The organism is uncultured Paenalcaligenes sp. (assembly GCF_947630565.1).
In the GTDB taxonomy this organism is placed as follows: domain Bacteria; phylum Pseudomonadota; class Gammaproteobacteria; order Burkholderiales; family Burkholderiaceae_B; genus Paenalcaligenes; species Paenalcaligenes faecalis.
In genome coordinates this window covers 25354-44730 of sequence record NZ_CANRIC010000011.1, presented here as the reverse complement: position 1 = coordinate 44730, position 19377 = coordinate 25354, and the positions used below count along the sequence as shown (strand labels likewise).

Below are 19377 nucleotides of genomic sequence, written 5' to 3'. Positions count from 1 at the left end.
CAGCAGGAACCCACCGAAGCGACTCAGAGGCGGCTCAATGCCGCGCCTGAGCGCCGTAGGAATCCTTGCCCTTTAGGCGGGGAGGATGTCAAGTAAAGCAACCCCTAATGAGCTGCCTTCACGTACATGTAAGGTGGCCTCATTGACGGCTTGACGCAGATAGGCATTTTGAATGGTTTTATTGGCAGCATCCAGAGCTTGGAGTAAGGGCACACTACTATTTGTGAGTATAGCTAATGTGGATGCAAAACGAGCCACATCTAAACCTTGAATATACTGGCCTATCAACGGTGCTTGCAAGCATTTTTTATCCCAAGCTAAGCGCAGCGATGGTTGTCGCAATGCCATGCGCCACACGATGATGGCAAGTGCCGTGAGTAGACCCAGTAGCCAGCCCCATTGCTGGATTAAATCACTGACCCAAAGCATCACTAGGGTCAAGGGGGGGAGGCTTTGCTTGGTTTGCGTAAAGGCGCCTACCACTTGAGGAACCACGTAGCTTAGGAGAAAAATAATAATCGCTACTGAGACAATACTGACAATAATGGGGTAAATAAACGCTGATAGCAGTTTATTGCGCAAGGCATTGCGCTGTTCAATGTAGTCAGCGAGACGCGTTAAGATCTGATCGAGCTCTCCAGATTGCTCGCCCGCATCAATTAAGGCACAGTAGATAATAGGAAAAATGTGAGGGAATTTGGCTAAGGCTTCTCCAAAACGATGCCCACCTCGGACTTCACTTCGTATAGAGCTCAGAACATCACGAATGTGTTTTTGTTCGCTTTGTTCAATAATTGCGGTGAGTGCTGCCTCTAATGGTAGTTGAGCACTTAATAAACTAGCTAGTTGACGTGTGAGCCAACCTAGGTCTTTATCCTTGATTTTTTTTGAGAACTGAGGGTGAAGACGCGGTGGCGAGCTGCTAAGTGTAATGGCAGCAAACCTTGCTGCTGTAACTGTAAGTGAGCGGTATCGATGGACTCTGTTTCGATAAAGCCTTTATGTTTTTTACCTTGGGCATCTAGCGCGTGATAATAAAAGCGTTGCGTCATATCAGCTCTCATCCATACGCGTCACACGCTTTAATTCCTCTAGCGAGCTAATGCCTTGTTCAACCCAGCGCAAACCATCTTGATACAGGCTGTGCATACCGTGTTGCTGAGCGTAATGACGTAATTGGCTTTCATCGGCACCAGCACCAATTAAACGACGTAATTCATTACCTAATACAAAAAGTTCATGAACGCCTGTTCGTTGGCTGTAGCCTGTATGTGCACATTTCTCACACCCTTGACTTAGCCAACGCGCGGTCTGATCGGGGGCAGGCGTTTTGCAACTGGGGCAGAGTTTACGTAGTAAGAGTCAGATTGACAGTATTAGGCTTTGATTATTTTTCTCATGGGCCTGTGAGCATTGGCAGGTTTAGCTGTACTGAGGCTAAGTAAGATAGGCGTAAAAAAGCCCCTGTTGGAAATGGGCGGATGTATTGGTGCAATTTGAAATCAAAGCACTGAGCCTAGGGGTTTGTGAGTTATTTATCAGTCCCTGTGGCTTTTATATAAATCTCAACATTGTTTTTTATTTTTTTGAGCTATGGAGAAAACGTTTATGCGTGTCACCAGTATAGAGCACATTCCTAGACCTTTTTTCTACACAAGTGTGATTTAAAATCGAGAAAATTAGTGGTATGAACCGTAATAAACAGGCTCAGGTGGGATAGGGCATTTATGTAATAAGCACAGCAGCTCTAAAAATTCAGAATAATACATCACAATCTACTGTAATCGACATTACTGAATAGCAAATTCGTCATATTAGATATATACGTAGTTTCTGAAGGACCATAAATTTTGGATAAAAGCCTAACCTATAGATTAAATACTTATAGATTTGCTATTATGTTGTAATAAGATAAGCTCTTATTCCTAAGATCAGATAAGTAAATTTAGAGTATTTGGAGATAAATTTTGAGTATTATGAGATATAGTTTTGACCCACGCTTTGTAAGTTGTAATAATGCTTTTCTTGTAACAGGAAAGGCTCAGGACGAAGAGTTAGATAAAAAAAATAGAAAATTACTAAAGCAAAATAAGACAGGTCACTGGGAAGTAAAAGAGGATCGTATCAACAAGGGCGATCTGATGTTTTTAATTTTACCAGATCAAATAGCAAAAGACGGCTACCCAAGAAAGCTATATGGTGGGAAAGTAAATCATGTTGAGTATAGCTTGGCTGACGGAGTGGTTTTTTCTGTTGATAAGTTTTTTTATTTAGAGACGATTTATAGTCATTTAAAACAGTTTCTTCTAGGAAAAGTCCCAGCTCAAGGTAATCATGTGCTTGGGGTATGGAGTGGGCCTATAAATTTAGATGCTTTTGGATTATTTGAAAATCTAGGGGGTTACCAGTTTGAGTCTGCTGAAGGAAAGAAAAGGTTAGCCATGCATGTTGTGATTGAGAGAAATGCATATTTAGCTAGGCGAAAAAAAGATTTAGTACTTAAAAAAAATGGCAAGCTATCTTGTGAGGCCTGTGGCTTTGATTTTGCAGGTTTCTATGGAGAGATTGGGCAAAGATTTTGCGAGATACACCACAGAGTGCCCTTGTCAAAGTCTAGGGAAACAGTCACAACTCTAAATGATCTAGCTGTTCTTTGCGCAAACTGTCATAGGGTTATTCATCGTACCCATCCTATGATTACTGTTGAACAGTTAGCAGAAATAGTAGCCAATAAAGATTAGGGATGGTCACGTCTATCGAAATCATCAATTTTTGATATAGACTTTAGAGTAATTAGTTATTATTAAATATGACTGAAGTTTTTTATAGAAATTAATTTTTAGGTATTCAATTATGGGATTAGATAAAGAGACGGATGTTAGTGATAAAAAACTTGATTTTTTGAGGTATGAAGTTGGCTTGTTATCCTTGCAGGCTGCGCTTTCTACTAGAAATAAGAATTATCCTATTTATAGTGACAACTGTTCAGGAAGCAGCAAAAAAATTTTAAAAAAAAGGTTGAGACAAGAGCTTTATAACCTTGAGGTAAAATATATTGATGGTAAGGTTACGTCTGATCAGCACTGTAATAATATTGAATTATTAAGTAAAAAAATTACAGAAGAATTTAAAGATATATTGTACGGAAATTGTTTTCGTTTTGGTGTTTCACAAAAAATACTTAATCTTTATCTAAAGTACTTGTGGACAATGGGAATTATTGCTGAGCCTCCTCATTGTCCTCTTGATGGTATTATTAGTACTAAGGCTGATTTATATTATATATGGACAGAGAGTGATAGTAGGATTGATTACGAGTCCATCATATTTGATTTTTCGAAAATTGCTTATCCTAAAAGTTGTGCTGTTTGGGAGCTGGAAAATTTTAAGCGTAGAGATCAGTAAAAATATCTTAGCAAAGCGGCTCTTAAATACATCAGTAATAAAAAATTATCTACTATTGACTTAGGTTTTAGGATGACTAGTTCTAATTGGTTATGATTATATTTCTACACAATAATATTATTTAAAAGGAGCTGGTCATGAGTGGTATTGCTAATTTTTTACCGCTTTAGCCGATTTTGGAGAAATACTCGCTGCTGTTGTAGCTTATTTAGCTTTATATAGAAAATCTAAGCCACAATTTCTGATTTATTACAGACGAAATCCAAATTACCAAACTATTATTAATTTAGTTATGGAAATATAGGGCAGGGAAGTGCAATTAATATTACTTTCTCAATTGATATTCCAGTTGGCTGTTATGGGCTTGCTAGCTTAGATTGGAAAGGTAGATTAATGCCAAGAAAAGGATTTACTATGTTGGCCCCATGTCAAAAATAAATTTTTGATGGAGGGCCATTTTTGGGTATTCAGAGGGAATTCAACGGTAGCCTAATAGTTCGGGCTTCATATGAGTACAAAAATCCTATTGGTTGCTTAAGCAATGACAGCGAAAGCTTTACCCTTAGTGTTGATCATCTAGTAAGCATGTCAATTAGAAAAAGCGCGGGGCCATTTCGTTTTAATTTATCTAAATCTGGTGTAGATATTTCAGTTGGTGTAAAAGGATTGAGGCTTGGCACAGGGCCTAGGGGTAATTATGTTCATATGAGACGGAACGGTATTTACTGTAGAGCCACTTTATCTTCTGAAAAAATGCACCATCTGTTAGGAAATTCAATGAAAAAATCCCGTTGTACCGATAGCCAAGCCAAATCATGACCATTTTGAAGCCAGCTGAAGCCGATTCCAGGGCTGTGCCTGAGCAATATAACGTTTTATAAATGGCGCAATGTGCTGTGCGGCACTACAATGTGAGAATTCGTCTGGTCTGTATGGTATTTAGTATTAAACAGATCTGGCCGGTGGGTTTTATGCATGATCAGCTAGCGGATGGTCGGAGTATCCGACTATTTAACGTCGTGGATGATTTTAACCGTGAAAGCTTGGGTATTAAAGTGTATCTCTCCTTACCTGCCGAACGGGTTATACATGCGCTAGATCAAATAAAGGGGGTATTTAACTATTCGGAAAAAAGCGCCTCTAGCTTAACTCGGCTGTTCCTTGTCGGAAGTGAGAAAGCTGACCAAAATGCTGACCAAACCACCCCAAATAGCCCAAAAAAAAGCCAACTTTCTCAGTTGGCGATTTTTTAAGGTATTGATTTTGCTAGGGTTTTTGGTGGAGCCGGGGGGAATTGAACCCCCGTCCGCAAGCCCTCTGCAGGCAGTTCTACATGTGTAGTCGAATTATTTTAAGTTTTAGCCGCAAGCCATGCCATTCAACAGGCCATCTTTTGGCGATCCACATCGTTTTAGGTCTAGTTCGTGTGGCCCGAATTAGACCGATTCTTTGTGAATGACGCTGCTGTTAGTTTCCTAACCTAACCCAAAGACAAATTAGTGCAGCGACTCTGAACCGGTTATTAAGCGGCTAGAGCGAAACGCTCATCATTTGCGTTTATAGTTTTCCAGTGGATTTACGAGCGAACTGGTGCTCGACATGCCCTGCTCTGTTTCGTGACCCACGTCGAAGCCAGGTCGGCCCCATGTGTTCATTATCTAGCAGATATATACATTGTACGTGAAAAATGACGGTTTGTCTAAATTAGCAGTGCTATTATGCGAACACGTCGGGTGAAAACACCATTATTTATTTTTTGGCCTTTAAGGGCTATTTTTGTACGGAGCTAGACATGAGTACGTCTGCTAACCACGGGCCGGTGCTGCGTTATATTAAGCATGGCAGCTTAGTAAGCCAAATTGCACTGGGCTTAGTTGCTGGTATTGCCTTAGCTTATTTTTTTCCTAGTGCTGCCCAGTCTGTAGCGTTGCTGGGGGAGCTATTTGTTCGAGGCTTAAAGTCTGTTGCACCGCTATTGGTCTTTGTTTTAGTGTTGTCCTCCATTGCTAATCACCGCAAAGGAACCAATAGCAATATGGGGCGGGTAGTGGCTTTGTATTTAGTCGGGACCTTTCTAGCAGCCTTGCTGGCCGTGGTAGCCAGTTTTTTATTTCCTGTGACAATTCAGCTAAAAGAGGTGGAGCAAATCCTAACGCCTCCGGAAAGTATTAGCGAGGTCTTGCTCACCGTATTATTAAATGTGATTGATAACCCAGTTCATGCGTTATTAGAAGCAAACTACATGGGGATTTTAGCTTGGGCGATTGCATTAGGAATTGCTTTGCGTAGTGCGGGAGAAACCACTAAAGAGGTGGCGCGTAGTCTCAGTGATGCGGTGACTTTTGTGGTGCGTCTGGTGATTCGTTTAGCGCCCTTAGGTATTTTCGGCTTAGTTGCAAGCACCATCGCGACCACTGGTTTTAGTGCATTAAAAGATTACACCTTGGTACTGTCTTTGCTATTGGCGTGTATGGTTGTTGTGGCGTTGGTAATTAATCCGTTGATTGTATGGACTCAGATTCGTCGCAATCCATATCCTTTGGTCTTTACGTGTTTGCGTGAAAGTGGGGTTACGGCATTCTTTACGCGTAGTTCTGCTGCGAATATCCCCGTTAATATGGCCTTATCCAAACGCTTGCGATTAAACGAGGACATATATTCCGTTTCTATTCCTCTCGGTGCCACGATTAATATGGGTGGGGCTGCAATTACGATCACAGTCTTAACGTTGGCCGCGGCTAATTCGTTAAATATTACGGTGGATATGGGTACGGCTTTGTTACTGAGTGTGGTCGCAGCTGTAGCGGCTTGTGGGGCTTCAGGCGTAGCTGGTGGTTCATTGTTGCTTATTCCGTTAGCGGCTAGTTTGTTTGGTATGCCCAATGAAATTGCTATGCAGGTCGTAGGGGTTGGCTTTGTGATTGGGGTAGTGCAAGATTCGGCGGAAACCGCACTGAACTCATCCACAGATGTATTGTTTACCGCTGCGGCTTCTATCCATGAAGAACAGCGTTAGTTGATGTTTTAGTCATTTAAAATAAAAAAATGCGATAGTGCCAAAGCTATCGCATTTTTTTATTTAAACCCAAATTATTTTTGAATCCATTCAAGTACAAAGGGTAGGATTTCATTTGCGTGGTTGGCTACGCTATCAGCCTGCCATGAAGGTATGGCCTGATCAAAATTACAATATCCATAAGCGGCGACTAAGGTTGTCATGCCAGCGGCTTTTCCGGCTACGATGTCACGCTCATCGTCGCCTACATATATGCAGTTGGCGGGCTGAACTTTAGTTTTCTCACAAGCGAGAAATAAAGAGGCTGGGTGGGGTTTTAGGTGTGCAGTACAGTCTCCCCCTACCGTGACAGCACTGCTTTGATCTAAGCCAAAATGGGTCATAATAGGTTGAGTGAGACCGAGTGCTTTATTGGTGACTACACCCCAAGCAATACCCATGTCGTTTAATTGCCCAATTAGCTCGTCTACGCCATCAAATAAAGTGCTGTTGATCGTGGAATTAGCGGCGTAATGTTCAAGAAATAGGTGTTTTTGGATTTCAAAGTCCGGGTGGTCTGTATCGAGGTCCAGAGAGGCCTTTAGCAAGCCGCGAGCCCCCATAGAGGCGTAAGGGCGTAGAAAGTCTAAAGAGAGAGGCTCTAGGCCTTGTAGGGTACGTAAATAGTTGGCACTAGCAGCAAGATCGGGGGCTGAGTCCACCAGCGTGCCATCGAAATCAAAGAGAACAAGTTTAGTCATGGGATTCGCTTTTTGCCTTTGGTTTTTGAGTTGCCATTAAATAGTTCACTGAACTGTTTTGGCTCAAGGTGTAGTGTTTGGTTAGCGGGTGATATTCCAAACCTTTGAGCTCGTGCATAACCAAACCGCTTTGACGCGCAGAGCGAGCAAGCTCACTGGGCTTGATAAATGTCTCGTAGTGATGTGTTCCTTTGGGAACTAAATTCAACAGATACTCAGCCCCTACGATGGCATATAAAAAAGATTTGGGATTGCGGTTCAGAGTGGAGAAAAAGACCCAACCACCTGGTTTCACCATTTGAGAGCAGGCTCGAATGATTGAGGCGGGGTCAGGGACGTGCTCTAGCATTTCCATGCAGGTCACTACATCAAAGGCCTCTATGTGCTCTGCGGCCATGCTTTCTGCACTGATGTGCTCGTATTTCACTTTAACGCCAGACTCTAAACTGTGTAAGCGAGCAATTTTTAGGGATTTTTCGGCTAAATCTATGCCGGTGACGTCAGCCCCTTTAGCTGCCATTGATTCCGTAAGAATTCCGCCTCCGCAACCTACATCAATAATTTTTTTGTTCTGTAATCCACCTGCTGTTTGGCTGATCCAGTCTAAGCGAAGAGGATTGATTTCGTGTAGGGGCTTAAATTCGCTGGTAGGGTCCCACCACCGTGAGGCTAAAGCACTGAATTTCTCGATTTCAGCAGGATCAACGTTTACAGTAGACATAATACAGACCTATAAAAAGAATAAAGGCTCCTGATTAGGAGCCTTTATTGTATCGCTTTAAGCGAAAACAGTGCCGTTAAAACTGAAACGGATTACTGTTTGCGCGAACCAACGATTTCGATCTCTACGCGACGGTTTTGTGCGCGGCCTTCACGTGTAGCGTTAGTTGCTACAGGCTCAGATTCGCCTTTACCTTCTGTGTAGATGCGATCTGCAGGAATACCTTTAGAAACTAGGTACTCTTTAACAGAGTTAGCACGACGCTCAGACAATTTTTGGTTGTAAGCGTCAGGACCTGTTGAGTCAGTGTGACCAGTAGCAATCAATGTTTCTAATTCAACTGCGGAGGCTTGCTCAGCAACTTGGTTTAGAACTTGACGGCCTTCAGGCTTCAGTGTGGCTTTGTCGAAGTCAAAGAAAGTGTCGGCATTCAAAACAACTTTAGTTGATGTAGGAGCGACAACAGGGGCTTCTGGAGCTTGCGCTACAGGAACGCCGTCACAACCGGCGATGCCTGTTGCAGGTGTCCAGAAGTTGTTACGCCAGCACAATTCGTTTGTGCCGTTTTTCCATACGTCGCCAAATGGGTTTTGCCAGTTATTGACTTCACCGGTCTGTGCGGACACAGCACCAGTGGCTGTGGCTGCCGCAAAGGCGAGTGCAAGTGCGATTTTGGAGGGTTTATTCATGTTTCTCCTCGTTTGAGCTGATGCTGTTAAGTGACCGCAGCGAACCCCTGCCGCTTAAATTCAATGGTCGTTAAACGGTACCAGTTTAGCAACGCTAAGATTGGATCAAAGAATTGCGCTGGGTTTCATGCGTGTTAGCCAGAATGTTAAGACATTTCTGTCCAGTTCGCTAAGCGCAGAGGTGGTATATCGTGCAGATCGACCTAATAATGGTCGATAATTGGCATTATTGTTGGTTTTAGGCAACAAGGCAAGCTCTGAACAAATAATGAGCAGTTATTCACTTTTTTTGGTGTTTTTTGTCTACAGCCTTCCTTTTTTACGGCAAATTTTGGGGGTAGTACAATCAAGTACGAGTGTGATGGTAGAATTTCTTATTCGCCCTTATACGGCCTGCATCTTGCTTAACTTATATCTATAAAGACAAATTAATATGGATTCCTTTGCTAAGGAGACCCTTCCAATTTCACTGGAAGAGGAAATGCGTCGCAGTTATTTAGATTACGCGATGAGCGTAATCGTAGGGCGTGCGCTACCCGATGTGCGTGATGGCTTAAAGCCCGTGCATCGCCGTGTCCTGTATGCGATGCACGTGCTCAATAATGATTGGAACCGCGCTTATAAAAAATCAGCGCGTATTGTCGGTGACGTAATTGGTAAATATCACCCTCACGGTGACTCCGCTGTATACGACACCATTGTGCGTTTAGCCCAAGACTTCTCCATGCGTTACATGCTGGTTGATGGTCAGGGTAACTTTGGCTCTATTGACGGCGATGGCGCAGCGGCTATGCGCTACACCGAGATTCGCTTAGCTAAGATTTCTCACGAGATCCTGGCAGATATAGACCAAGAAACCGTAGATTTTGTGCCCAACTATGATGGCGCAGAAACTGAACCCGCCTTATTGCCTTCTCGTTTGCCTAACCTATTGGTGAACGGTAGCTCCGGTATTGCTGTGGGGATGGCCACGAATATTCCCCCCCATAATCTGTCCGAAGTCGTAAGCGGGTGTTTGTACTGCTTAGAAAATCCAGATTGCACGGTAGATGATTTATTTGAGTTCATCCCAGCTCCTGATTTCCCTACTGGCGGTATTATTTACGGTATGTCAGGGGTACGTGAGGGTTACCGTACTGGCCGAGGCCGTGTCGTCATGCGTGCTAAGGCGCACTTTGAAAACATGGATAAATCAGGCTCGCGCCAGTCCATTATCATTGATGCGCTACCGTACCAAGTTAACAAAAAAACACTGCAAGAGCGTATTGCTGATCTCGTTAACGAGAAAAAGGTCGAAGGGATTTCTGATATTCGGGATGAGTCCGATAAAGATGGTATGCGTTTGGTGATTGAGCTAAAACGCGGCGAAGTCCCAGAGGTAGTATTAAATAATCTCTATAAAAATACTCAGCTTCAAGAAACGTTCGGCATGAACATGGTGGCATTGGTGGATGGTCAGCCACGCCTGCTTAACCTAAAGCAGCTTGTTGAGTATTTCTTATTCCACCGTCGCGAAGTAGTGACGCGTCGTACCGTATTCCAATTACGTAAAGCTCGTGAGCGGGGCCATGTCCTAGAAGGTTTGGCTGTGGCACTGGCAAATATTGATGAGTTCATCCGCATTATTCGCGCCGCTCCTACTCCTCCTGACGCCCGTCGTGAACTCTTAGCTCAAAGCTGGGATGCGCAAATTGTGCGTGATATGTTGGCTCGTGCTGATGATAGTCAGATTCCGGGTGGTCGTTTGGCATATAGGCCTGACAATCTAGAGGATCATTTTGGCTTGCAGGCCGATGGTATGTATCGCTTAAGCGAGACGCAAGCTCAAGAAATTCTAAACATGCGCCTACAGCGCTTAACCGGTTTAGAGCAAGATAAAGTGATGGGTGAATATAAAGATGTCATGGAGGTCATTGCTGACCTCTTGGATATCTTGGCTCGTCCTGAAAGAGTCACTCAGATTATTGCTGATGAGCTGACATCACTTAAAGATGAGTTTTCCACTGAAAAAGACGTTCGCCGTTCAGAGATTGAGTTTAATGCGACTGAATTGGATGCGGAGGATTTAATTACGCCCATGGATATGGTGGTGACGCTATCCCACGAGGGCTACATTAAGAGCCAGCCACTTTCCGAGTACCGAGCTCAACGTCGTGGTGGTCGAGGCAAACAAGCAACCACAATGAAAGAAGATGATTGGATTGATAATTTATTTATCGCCAATACGCATAATTTCTTACTGTGTTTCTCTGATAAGGGTCGCGTGTACTGGCTCAAAGTCTGGGAGGTTCCACAGGGCTCTCGTAATTCGCGTGGTCGTCCTATCGTCAATATGTTCCCCTTAGAACAAGACGAGAAAATCACGGTGGTGTTATCCGTGAAAGAGTTTAGCGATGATCAGTTTGTGTTTATGGCCACATCCCAAGGCACAGTTAAAAAGACGCCTTTATCTCATTTCTCAAATCCACGTAAGGCGGGCATTATCGCAGTGGGCTTAGATGAGGGGGACTATTTAATTGGTGCCCAGCTAACCGCTGGTGAACATGATGTGATGTTGTTTTCGGATGCGGGTAAAGCCGTGCGTTTCTGCGAAACTGATGTGCGTCCAATGGGCCGTACAGCACGCGGTGTACGAGGCATGAATCTAGACGAAGGCCAGACCGTTATTTCGTTATTGGTGGCCGAAGATGAAACGCAGTCCGTACTCACCGCCACAGAGAATGGCTTTGGTAAACGCACTTCAATCAATGAGTACACCCGTCATGGGCGTGGCACTAAAGGCATGATCGCGATTCAAGGTTCAGACCGTAATGGTCACTTGGTGGGGGCGGTGCTGGTGCGTGAAAGTGATGAAATTATGCTGATCACTAACGCTGGCGTGTTGGTTCGCACTCGTGTTGAGGAAATCCGCGAAATGGGTCGAGCCACTCAAGGTGTAACGCTGATTAATGTGGATGAAAATAGCAAGTTATCAGGTATTTACCGAGTGGCTGAAAGCGATGTGGATCTCGAAGACGAAGATACAGAGCTAGAGGACACTTCTGCTGATGACTCTTTAACACCACCCGTAGCTCCTGACGCCGATACACAGGCAGATGAATAACTTATTGATGATGAAGGAATAGATAACATTATGCGTCCTTGGAATTTTTCTGCTGGTCCCTCGGCTCTACCCTTAGCTGTATTGGAACAAGCTGCGGCGGAAATGACGAATTGGCAGGGCTCTGGCATGTCGGTGATGGAAATGAGTCACCGTGGTGCTGAGTTTATGCAGATTCGTGATGAGGCCGAGCAAGATCTACGTGACTTGCTCAATGTGCCTGATGATTTTGCTGTGTTGTTTATGCAAGGCGGTGCTCAGGCACAAAACGCGATTGTTCCAATGAATCTATTGGGGCTGGCAGGACATAATCAGGCGGACTACGTAGTCTCTGGTAGTTGGTCTAAAAAATCATTCCAAGAGGCGCAACGTTATGGTGATGTGGCTTTGGCCGCTAGCTCGGAGTCGGAACAACGTATTAACGGTCAAGACCAACAGGGCTTGACTTGGTTTCCCGCTCCTAGCACGTGGCAAATTCGACCTACAGCCTCTTATTTGCATGTTTGTTCTAATGAAACGATAGGGGGCGTCGAGTTTAATGACTGGACGGCTATTGATATTCCATTAGTGATCGATGCCTCTTCTAATATTTTATCCCGCCCCATTGATTTCAATAAGGTGGATATGGTGTATGCGGGGGCACAAAAAAATGCAGGGCCTGCAGGTATAACACTGGTTATTATTCGCAAAGATTTGTTGGGTGCGGCCTCAGCTCACTGTCCTAGCGCTTTTAATTATGACGTGGTCGCCAAAAACGACTCCATGTTTAATACGCCACCAACCTACCCCATTTATATAGCGGGACTTATGTTTAAATGGCTCAAAGCGCAGGGTGGGGTAGCGGCAATCGAACAAGCTAATATCGCTAAAGCAAACCTGTTTTATGATTACTTAGACGGCTCTAACTTCTACCGTAATACCGTAGAGACAACAGCACGTTCACGCATGAATATTCCTTTTCTATTAGCTAAACCAGAGCTAGATAAGCTATTTTTGCAACAGGCTGAAGAGGCAGGTTTATTGCAATTAAAAGGTCACAAGAGCGTAGGGGGGATGCGCGCCTCCATTTACAATGCGCTACCTATCGAGGCCGTGCAGGCATTAATTGCTTTCATGAAAGGGTTTGAGGCGAGCCATGGCTAAGACGCTTTTAGAACAGCTAGGTCCTTGGCGTGAGCAAATTGATGCTTTGGATCAGCAGATTTTAACGCTGCTTAATCAGCGTGCTCACGCAGCCCTAGAAATTGGCAAAATTAAAGAAAGCTTGAATGCGAATGACAGCATTCTAAAGCCAGAGCGCGAAGCGCAAATTATTACTCATTTACAAAGCATGAATAGCGGGCCGATTACTGACGCATCTGTAAAAGCAGTTTGGGCAGAGGTTATTTCGGCCTGTCGCGGCTTGGAGCGGCAGTTGCGAGTGGCATTTTTAGGGCCTCAAGGCTCATTCTCAGAGCAAGCCGCCCTAGAGCATTTCGGTCATTTTGTGCAACCTGTTGCCTGTCAGAATTTTGATGAGGTCTTTAGGCTTGTAGAGGTAGGTGAGGCCGATGTGGGCATGGTTCCTGTAGAAAATTCCACCGAAGGTGCTGTTAACCGGACGTTGGACTTGCTGCTGAACTCATCATTGAAAGTATTGGGCGAAAGGTCCTTAGCTATTCATCATAATATTTTGACGCAGCAAGGCACTTTGGACGGGATAAGCCGGATTATGGCGCACCCTCAGGCTTTAGCACAGTGTCAAAACTGGCTCGCAAGGCATTATCCTCAGATTCAACAAGATGCGGCCTCTAGCAATGCCGAAGCCGCTCGTATAGCTGCCTCAGATCCTACTGTAGCCGCAATAGCTGGTCTTAAGGCTGCGGAGCATTGGGGGCTTCAGGTTGCGCATGCCAGCATTCAGGATGATGCTCAGAATCGTACACGGTTTTTAGCCATAGGGAATATAGAATCATTACCTTCTGGTAATGACAAGACGAGTGTGATTTTAGCTGTACCTAACCGCTCAGGTGCGGTGCATGAAATGCTCGCTCCTTTTGCCCAGCATCAGGTGTCTATGACACGACTAGAGTCACGTCCAGCTCGTACGGGCCAGTGGGAGTATTATTTTTATGTCGATTTACTAGGGCATCAAAATGAGTCATCCGTACAAAGCGCACTAGCACAAATCAAACAGCAAGTCGCTTTTTGTAAAGTGCTTGGCTCCTACCCACGTCAGGCGTAATCAATGACGAGGCAGAACAATGCATTTTTCATTCCTGTTTTAGTAGTCGTTGGTCCTGGACTAATAGGTGGTTCGGTGGCGGCAGCTCTAAAACAGGCTGGCTGTGTGGGCAAGGTAATTGGTGTTAGTCGTCAACCCAGCACCACAGCTCAGGCTTTGCATTTAGGGTTAATTGACGAAATAGCTGATTTAGTGACAGCTACGCAGCAGGCAGATGTCATTTTGCTTGCGACTCCCGTACGTGCTACCCGGACTTTGTTAAAACAAATTCAACCGCACTTGCAACCGCATACGGTGATTACCGATGCGGGCAGCACAAAGGCGGATGTGCTGGCAGATGCTTTGCAGGTTTTAGGCGATCAGGCCGCGCAATTTGTCCCAGGGCATCCTATTGCAGGTGCAGAAAAAGCAGGCCCTGATGCGGCTTTTGCTGAGCTTTATAGAAACCGTATTGTTATTTTAACGCCTCATAAAAATAATACGAAGTCTGTTAGGCAGCAAATGACACAGTTATGGGAAGCGTGCGGAGCGCGAGTCATGCTGATGCCTGCTCAGGATCATGATCGGGTGTTGGCCTCTGTTAGCCATGTGCCCCATTTTTTATCCTCTGTGTTTATGTGGCAAGTGGCTAGTGCTGCAGATGCTGATGTGCGTTTACATGTAGCAGGCAGTGGTTTTAGGGACTTTACACGTATTTCTGCCGGTTCAGCAGAGGTTTGGCGAGATATTTTTCTGAGTAATCGCGAGGCGGTGCTCTCTGAATTACAGCAGATTCGTCACGCTTTTGAGCAAGCTGAAACGGCATTACGAGAGGCAGATGAAACCGCCTTATCTGAGTTTTTAGAAAAAGCAGCGTTGGCTCGTCGTCTGTGGGGCCAAAGGAGTGGACTGGAATGAGTATAGAACAATTGGTTTTGAACCCTGTCAAAAAAGCCCAAGGTGTTATCGATCTACCTGGCTCTAAAAGTATTTCGAATCGGGCTTTGTTGCTGGCCGCTATCACTCCAGGGCTAACCACGTTAACGGGGTTGTTGGCTTCAGACGATACAAAAGTCATGCTAGAGTCATTGCACAAGATGGGTGTTAAAACCAAACTTCTTTCTGTCGATAGCTATGAAATCCATGGGGGAACTCCCTTTGAAAATACCACTGCGGATTTATTCTTAGGTAATGCTGGAACAGCGGTACGCTCATTGACAGCTGCATTGGCATGGATGGGGGGGGATTTCACTCTCTCTGGGATTGAGCGTATGCACGAACGACCCATAGGGGATTTGGTGGATGCCTTGCGTTTGGCTGGGGCTGACATACAGTATTTAGGTAAAGAGGGCTACCCTCCCTTAAAGATAGCTCAACCTACTTTAGATTTATCCCAGCCCATACGGGTTAAAGGCTCGGTGTCTAGTCAGTTTTTAACAGCCTTATTGATGGCCGCTCCGATTGCAACGGCGCAGATGCAGACTGATTTGGTGATTGAGGTTGAGGGGACATTGATCTCACAGCCTTATATTGCTATCACTGTAGATATGATGGCTCGCTTTGGTGTAAAGGTTGAACATGATACGAATTGGCAGCGCTTCACGATTGATCGTGCTGCTCAGTATCAATCCCCAGGTGTTTTGCACGTAGAGGGTGATGCATCATCAGCTTCGTATTTTCTTGCTTTAGGAACAATAGCAGGAGGGCCGATCGAGATTCAAGGGGTAGGCTCGCTTTCCGTTCAAGGTGATGTGCAGTTTGCCCAAGTTATGCAGAAAATGGGGGCTAAGGTTGAGTTTCAACCGAACTCCATGCGAGTTACAGGTAAACAAGTAGCGCAAGGTGAAAAACTACACGCTTTTGATTTAGACTTTAATTTAATACCCGATGCGGCGATGACGGCGGCAGCCTTAGCTATTTATGCTGATGGCCCGTGCTTATTACGCAATATTGCAAGTTGGCGAGTAAAGGAAACAGACCGTATTGATGCAATGCAGAACGAATTGCGCAAGCTGGGGGCGAAAGTAGAGTCTGGACCTGATTGGTTACGAGTACATCCCATAGCTGACGGAGCTTGGAAACCTGCTGTGATTGAAACCTATGATGACCATCGAATGGCTATGTGTTTATCATTAGCAGCCTTTGGTCCAGTACCTGTCACGATTGTAGATCCGGGTTGCGTTAGCAAAACTTTCCCGCATTATTTCTCTGTGTTTAACCAACTAGTTGATTAAAAAGAAAAAATAAATGAATAACAACGCCATGACACCTGTTATTACGATTGACGGACCTACCGCCTCGGGTAAGGGTACTATAGCAACGCAAGTTGCACAAAAACTGGGTTGGCAGATTCTAGATAGTGGGGCGTTATATCGACTAACTGCCTTAGTTGTAACGCGACAAGAGATTAACGAGGACGATATGGCGGCTGTTGCTCAAGCCGCTCGTCAGCTAGATGTTCGCTTTGTTGATGGCTGCTGTTTATTAGCCTCAGAGGATGTAACGCAAGCCCTTCGTGCCGAAGAAATTGGGCTGCTAGCATCTAAAATAGCGGCATACCCGGCCGTTAGAGACGCTTTGTTGGCGCGCCAGAGAGATTTTCGGCAGGGTACAGGGTTGATTGCGGATGGCAGGGATATGGGAACGGTGGTTTTTCCTGATGCCCCACTTAAAATATTCCTTGTTGCAGATGTGCAATCACGCGCACAAAGACGCTATAAACAGTTGATAGATAAGGGCGTATCTGCTAATCTTTCGGATCTATTAGCTGATTTGCAAGCGCGTGATTTACGTGATAGCAGTCGGGCGGTGGCTCCTTTAAAGGCAGCCCCAGACGCATACACGATTGACTCCTCTGCCTTATCTATTGATGATACGGTGGCACAGGTGCTGCAATATTGGGCTAACTTACAGAATTGATTGGTGTCGTAAAAAGACGGTTTTATTAGTCCTATACGATGTGTTTTCACTCCACCGGGCAATGGTGCCTGGTGTGCATTTACTAAGCCAGTAATGGCTGATGGATTTATTTAATGTCCTCCATCTCTACTACCGATGTATTAGGCGGCGAAAGCTTTGCTGACCTATTTGAAGCCAGCCTTCAATCTCAAGACCTAAAATCTGGCGAAGTTATCTCCGCTGAGGTCTTGCGTGTTGACCACAACTACGTTTTAGTTAACGCAGGTTTGAAATCTGAGTCCATGATTCCTATCGAGGAATTCTTGAATGATCAAGGCGAACTCGAAGTCGAACCCGGCGATTACGTTTCCGTTGCTATCGATGCATTCGAAAACGGTTATGGCGACACTATCCTGTCCCGCGATCGCGCTAAACGTCTATCGGCTTGGTTGTCTCTAGAACAAGCCTTGGAATCAGGCGAACTCGTTACCGGTACCATCACTGGCAAAGTCAAAGGCGGTATGACTGTAATGACCAACGGTATCCGTGCATTCTTGCCCGGTTCTTTGGTTGACTTACGTCCTGTTAAAGACACCACCCCATACGAAGGCAAAACCGTTGAGTTCAAAGTGATCAAACTTGATCGCAAACGTAACAACGTCGTTTTATCCCGTCGCGCTGTTCTTGAAGCCAGCATGGGCGAAGAGCGTCAAAAACTACTCGAAACACTCACCGAAGGTATCGTTGTTAAAGGTATTGTTAAAAACATTACTGATTACGGTGCATTCGTTGACTTGGGCGGTATCGATGGTCTATTGCACATCACTGACATGGCATGGCGCCGTGTACGTCACCCATCCGAAGTACTTCAAGTGGGTGAAGAAATCGAAGCTAAAGTTCTTAAATTTGACCAAGATCGCAGCCGCGTATCCTTGGGCGTTAAGCAACTAGGCGAAGATCCTTGGATCGGTCTATCCCGTCGTTACCCACAAAGCACACGCTTGTTCGGTAAAGTAACTAACTTGACTGATTACGGTGCATTCGTCGAAGTCGAAGACGGTATCGAAGGTTTGGTACACGTTTCCGAAATGGATTGGACCAACAAAAACGTAGACCCACGCAAAGTAGTTACTTTGGGTGAAGAGGTCGAAGTTATGGTTCTTGATATTGACGAAGATCGTCGTCGTATCTCCCTAGGTATGAAACAATGTCGTGCTAACCCATGGGAAGAGTTCGCATTGAACTTCAAACGTGGCGATAAAGTACGTGGCGCAATCAAATCCATTACAGACTTCGGTGTATTCGTTGGTCTAGACGGTGGTATTGATGGTCTAGTTCACCTATCTGATCTATCTTGGACTGACAGTGGCGAAGAAGCTGTTCGCAACTACAAGAAAGGCGACGAGGTTGATGCCATCGTTTTAGGTATTGATACAGACAAAGAGCGTATCTCCTTGGGTATCAAACAACTTGAAGGCGATCCTTTCAACAACTACGTATCCGCTAACGATAAAGGCGCACTAGTTAAAGGTACAGTTAAATCCGTCGAAGCTAAGGGTGCTGTTGTGACCTTATCTGTAGACGTTGAAGGTTACCTACGTGCATCTGAAATCTCTGCTGGCCGTGTCGAAGACGCGACAACTGCAGTTAAAGAAGGCGACGAAGTCGAAGCCATGATCATTAACGTTGATCGCAAAGCCCGTTCTATTCAATTGTCTATCAAAGCGATTGATAACGTTGAAACAGCACAAAGCATGCAGCGTATCTCCGATGCTAGCGCATCCGCAGGTACTACAAACCTAGGTGCATTGCTACGCGCTCAGCTAGAACAACAGCGTGAAGACGCTGAATAAGGTGTGACAAAGTCAGAGCTTATAGCACTGTTGGCCAGCCGCACTACGCAGCTGGCTCAAAAGGACACCGAGCTAACGGTTAAGACTATTCTTGATGCAATGACAACAGCCTTGGCTAATGGTCAACGCATCGAGATCCGAGGATTTGGTAGTTTTTCTTTATCTACTCGGTCTTCTCGGGTTGGTCGTAATCCGCGCTCAGGGGAACAAGTCCTAGTGCCCGCTAAACAAGTACCACACTTTAAAGCTGGTAAGGAATTACGTGAACGGGTTGATAATGCTTTTTTAGCACAGCAAAACGTAAACTAATTACTTATTTAGTTCAAAAAAACAGGCTCTTCATGAGCCTGTTTTTGCGTCTGTGCTAATTACCTCATTTGCCTTTACAATTGAGGGATCAAATACATTTGTTGGAGCCTGTTTATGCGCTATCTAGTTTGGGTGTTGCGATTATTAGTGTTTGTAGTGGTGCTGTTGTTTGCGCTCAAAAACACCGAGCCGGTTCAGGTTAGTTTTTTTGCTAATTATGCTTTAGCTAACGTCCCTCTTATTGTGGTGATGTTGGTGTCTTTCTTGTTGGGTTTGTTATTAGGTTTGTTATTGATGATTTTGACTATTATGCGTAAAAATCGTGAAATAGCTAAATTAAAACGTGACGTTGCCCGTTTGGAGGATAACTTAAAAAACCCGGTAACTCCGACAGACCCAGTGGCAGCAGAGACGATTGCGCCTTTGGCTCCACTCTAATCGAG

Annotated in this window: 18 protein-coding genes, 1 other RNA gene and 1 pseudogene; 14 read left to right on the top strand and 6 right to left on the bottom strand. The window is 44.9% G+C overall.

The window, feature by feature from the left end:
• Positions 1-72 precede the first annotated feature (72 nt).
• Together Q0Z62_RS04025 and Q0Z62_RS04020 are read right to left on the bottom strand one after the other, a co-directional pair.
• Positions 73-882, bottom strand: a complete 810-nt coding sequence (locus Q0Z62_RS04025; RefSeq protein ID WP_298051137.1) for a type II secretion system F family protein — start codon at positions 880-882, stop codon at positions 73-75.
• Positions 864-1052, bottom strand: coding sequence for a hypothetical protein (locus tag Q0Z62_RS04020; protein ID WP_298051127.1), 189 nt, complete (start codon positions 1050-1052; stop codon positions 864-866). Before Q0Z62_RS04020 ends, Q0Z62_RS04025 begins: the two co-directional genes overlap by 19 nt.
• Positions 1053-1976: 924 nt before the next feature.
• Here Q0Z62_RS04020 and Q0Z62_RS04015 point away from each other — a divergent pair.
• The 4 genes and pseudogenes from Q0Z62_RS04015 to Q0Z62_RS04005 all read left to right on the top strand — a co-directional run.
• On the top strand, positions 1977-2741 hold the full coding sequence (locus Q0Z62_RS04015; protein ID WP_298051135.1) for an HNH endonuclease: 765 nt from the start codon (positions 1977-1979) through the stop codon (positions 2739-2741).
• A 112-nt stretch (positions 2742-2853) separates the two neighbouring features.
• A complete protein-coding gene (locus Q0Z62_RS04010) occupies positions 2854-3405 on the top strand; it encodes a hypothetical protein (protein WP_298051123.1) in 552 nt (183 codons plus the stop codon).
• A 585-nt stretch (positions 3406-3990) separates the two neighbouring features.
• Complete coding sequence (locus Q0Z62_RS10720; RefSeq protein ID WP_367180521.1) at positions 3991-4224, top strand: DUF4236 domain-containing protein; 234 nt, start codon at positions 3991-3993, stop codon at positions 4222-4224.
• Between the two features lie 125 nt (positions 4225-4349).
• Positions 4350-4511: pseudogene (locus Q0Z62_RS04005) on the top strand (IS3 family transposase); the annotation flags it as partial.
• Between the two features lie 170 nt (positions 4512-4681).
• Here Q0Z62_RS04005 and ssrA read toward each other — a convergent pair.
• Positions 4682-5050: a transfer-messenger RNA gene (ssrA, locus tag Q0Z62_RS04000) on the bottom strand.
• Between the two features lie 147 nt (positions 5051-5197).
• On the opposite strand from ssrA, the gene sstT reads away from it, so the two are divergent.
• On the top strand, positions 5198-6421 hold the full coding sequence (gene sstT, locus Q0Z62_RS03995; protein WP_298051118.1) for a serine/threonine transporter SstT: 1224 nt from the start codon (positions 5198-5200) through the stop codon (positions 6419-6421).
• 74 nt (positions 6422-6495) lie between these two features.
• Here the strand turns inward: sstT and Q0Z62_RS03990 are convergent, their stop codons facing one another.
• The 3 genes from Q0Z62_RS03990 to ompA form a co-directional block, all read right to left on the bottom strand.
• The gene (locus Q0Z62_RS03990; protein WP_298051110.1) at positions 6496-7161 is read right to left on the bottom strand and encodes an HAD-IA family hydrolase; all 666 of its coding nucleotides are present in this window, start codon (positions 7159-7161) and stop codon (positions 6496-6498) included.
• Positions 7154-7882, bottom strand: a complete 729-nt coding sequence (gene ubiG / locus Q0Z62_RS03985) for a bifunctional 2-polyprenyl-6-hydroxyphenol methylase/3-demethylubiquinol 3-O-methyltransferase UbiG (protein WP_298051107.1) — start codon at positions 7880-7882, stop codon at positions 7154-7156. The genes Q0Z62_RS03990 and ubiG overlap by 8 nt, the downstream gene beginning before the upstream one ends.
• 92 nt (positions 7883-7974) lie before the next feature.
• The gene (gene ompA / locus Q0Z62_RS03980; protein WP_269901640.1) at positions 7975-8571 is read right to left on the bottom strand and encodes an outer membrane protein OmpA; all 597 of its coding nucleotides are present in this window, start codon (positions 8569-8571) and stop codon (positions 7975-7977) included.
• Positions 8572-9004: 433 nt separating this feature from the next.
• On the opposite strand from ompA, the gene gyrA reads away from it, so the two are divergent.
• The 9 genes from gyrA to Q0Z62_RS03935 all read left to right on the top strand — a co-directional run bounded on the left by gyrA (position 9005) and on the right by Q0Z62_RS03935 (position 19372).
• Positions 9005-11674: a DNA gyrase subunit A gene (gene gyrA, locus Q0Z62_RS03975; protein ID WP_298051102.1), complete on the top strand. Its 2670-nt coding sequence runs from the start codon at positions 9005-9007 to the stop codon at positions 11672-11674.
• A 30-nt stretch (positions 11675-11704) separates the two neighbouring features.
• Positions 11705-12814: a 3-phosphoserine/phosphohydroxythreonine transaminase gene (gene serC / locus Q0Z62_RS03970; RefSeq protein ID WP_298051098.1), complete on the top strand. Its 1110-nt coding sequence runs from the start codon at positions 11705-11707 to the stop codon at positions 12812-12814.
• The gene (gene pheA / locus Q0Z62_RS03965) at positions 12807-13895 is read left to right on the top strand and encodes a prephenate dehydratase (protein ID WP_269901643.1); all 1089 of its coding nucleotides are present in this window, start codon (positions 12807-12809) and stop codon (positions 13893-13895) included. Before serC ends, pheA begins: the two co-directional genes overlap by 8 nt.
• Positions 13896-13898: 3 nt before the next feature.
• Entirely contained in the window at positions 13899-14792 is an 894-nt protein-coding gene (locus tag Q0Z62_RS03960) for a prephenate dehydrogenase/arogenate dehydrogenase family protein (protein ID WP_298051091.1), read from the top strand.
• Complete coding sequence (gene aroA, locus Q0Z62_RS03955) at positions 14789-16108, top strand: 3-phosphoshikimate 1-carboxyvinyltransferase (protein WP_298051088.1); 1320 nt, start codon at positions 14789-14791, stop codon at positions 16106-16108. Before Q0Z62_RS03960 ends, aroA begins: the two co-directional genes overlap by 4 nt.
• Positions 16109-16121: 13 nt before the next feature.
• Positions 16122-16793 (top strand): (d)CMP kinase, encoded by a 672-nt coding sequence (cmk, locus tag Q0Z62_RS03950; protein WP_298051085.1) that lies wholly within the window; start codon positions 16122-16124, stop codon positions 16791-16793.
• 113 nt (positions 16794-16906) lie between these two features.
• Positions 16907-18625, top strand: coding sequence for a 30S ribosomal protein S1 (rpsA, locus tag Q0Z62_RS03945; RefSeq protein ID WP_269901647.1), 1719 nt, complete (start codon positions 16907-16909; stop codon positions 18623-18625).
• Between the two features lie 3 nt (positions 18626-18628).
• Entirely contained in the window at positions 18629-18934 is a 306-nt protein-coding gene (locus Q0Z62_RS03940) for an integration host factor subunit beta (RefSeq protein ID WP_269901648.1), read from the top strand.
• Between the two features lie 114 nt (positions 18935-19048).
• Positions 19049-19372, top strand: coding sequence for a lipopolysaccharide assembly LapA domain-containing protein (locus Q0Z62_RS03935; protein ID WP_298051080.1), 324 nt, complete (start codon positions 19049-19051; stop codon positions 19370-19372).
• Positions 19373-19377: the final 5 nt, after the last annotated feature.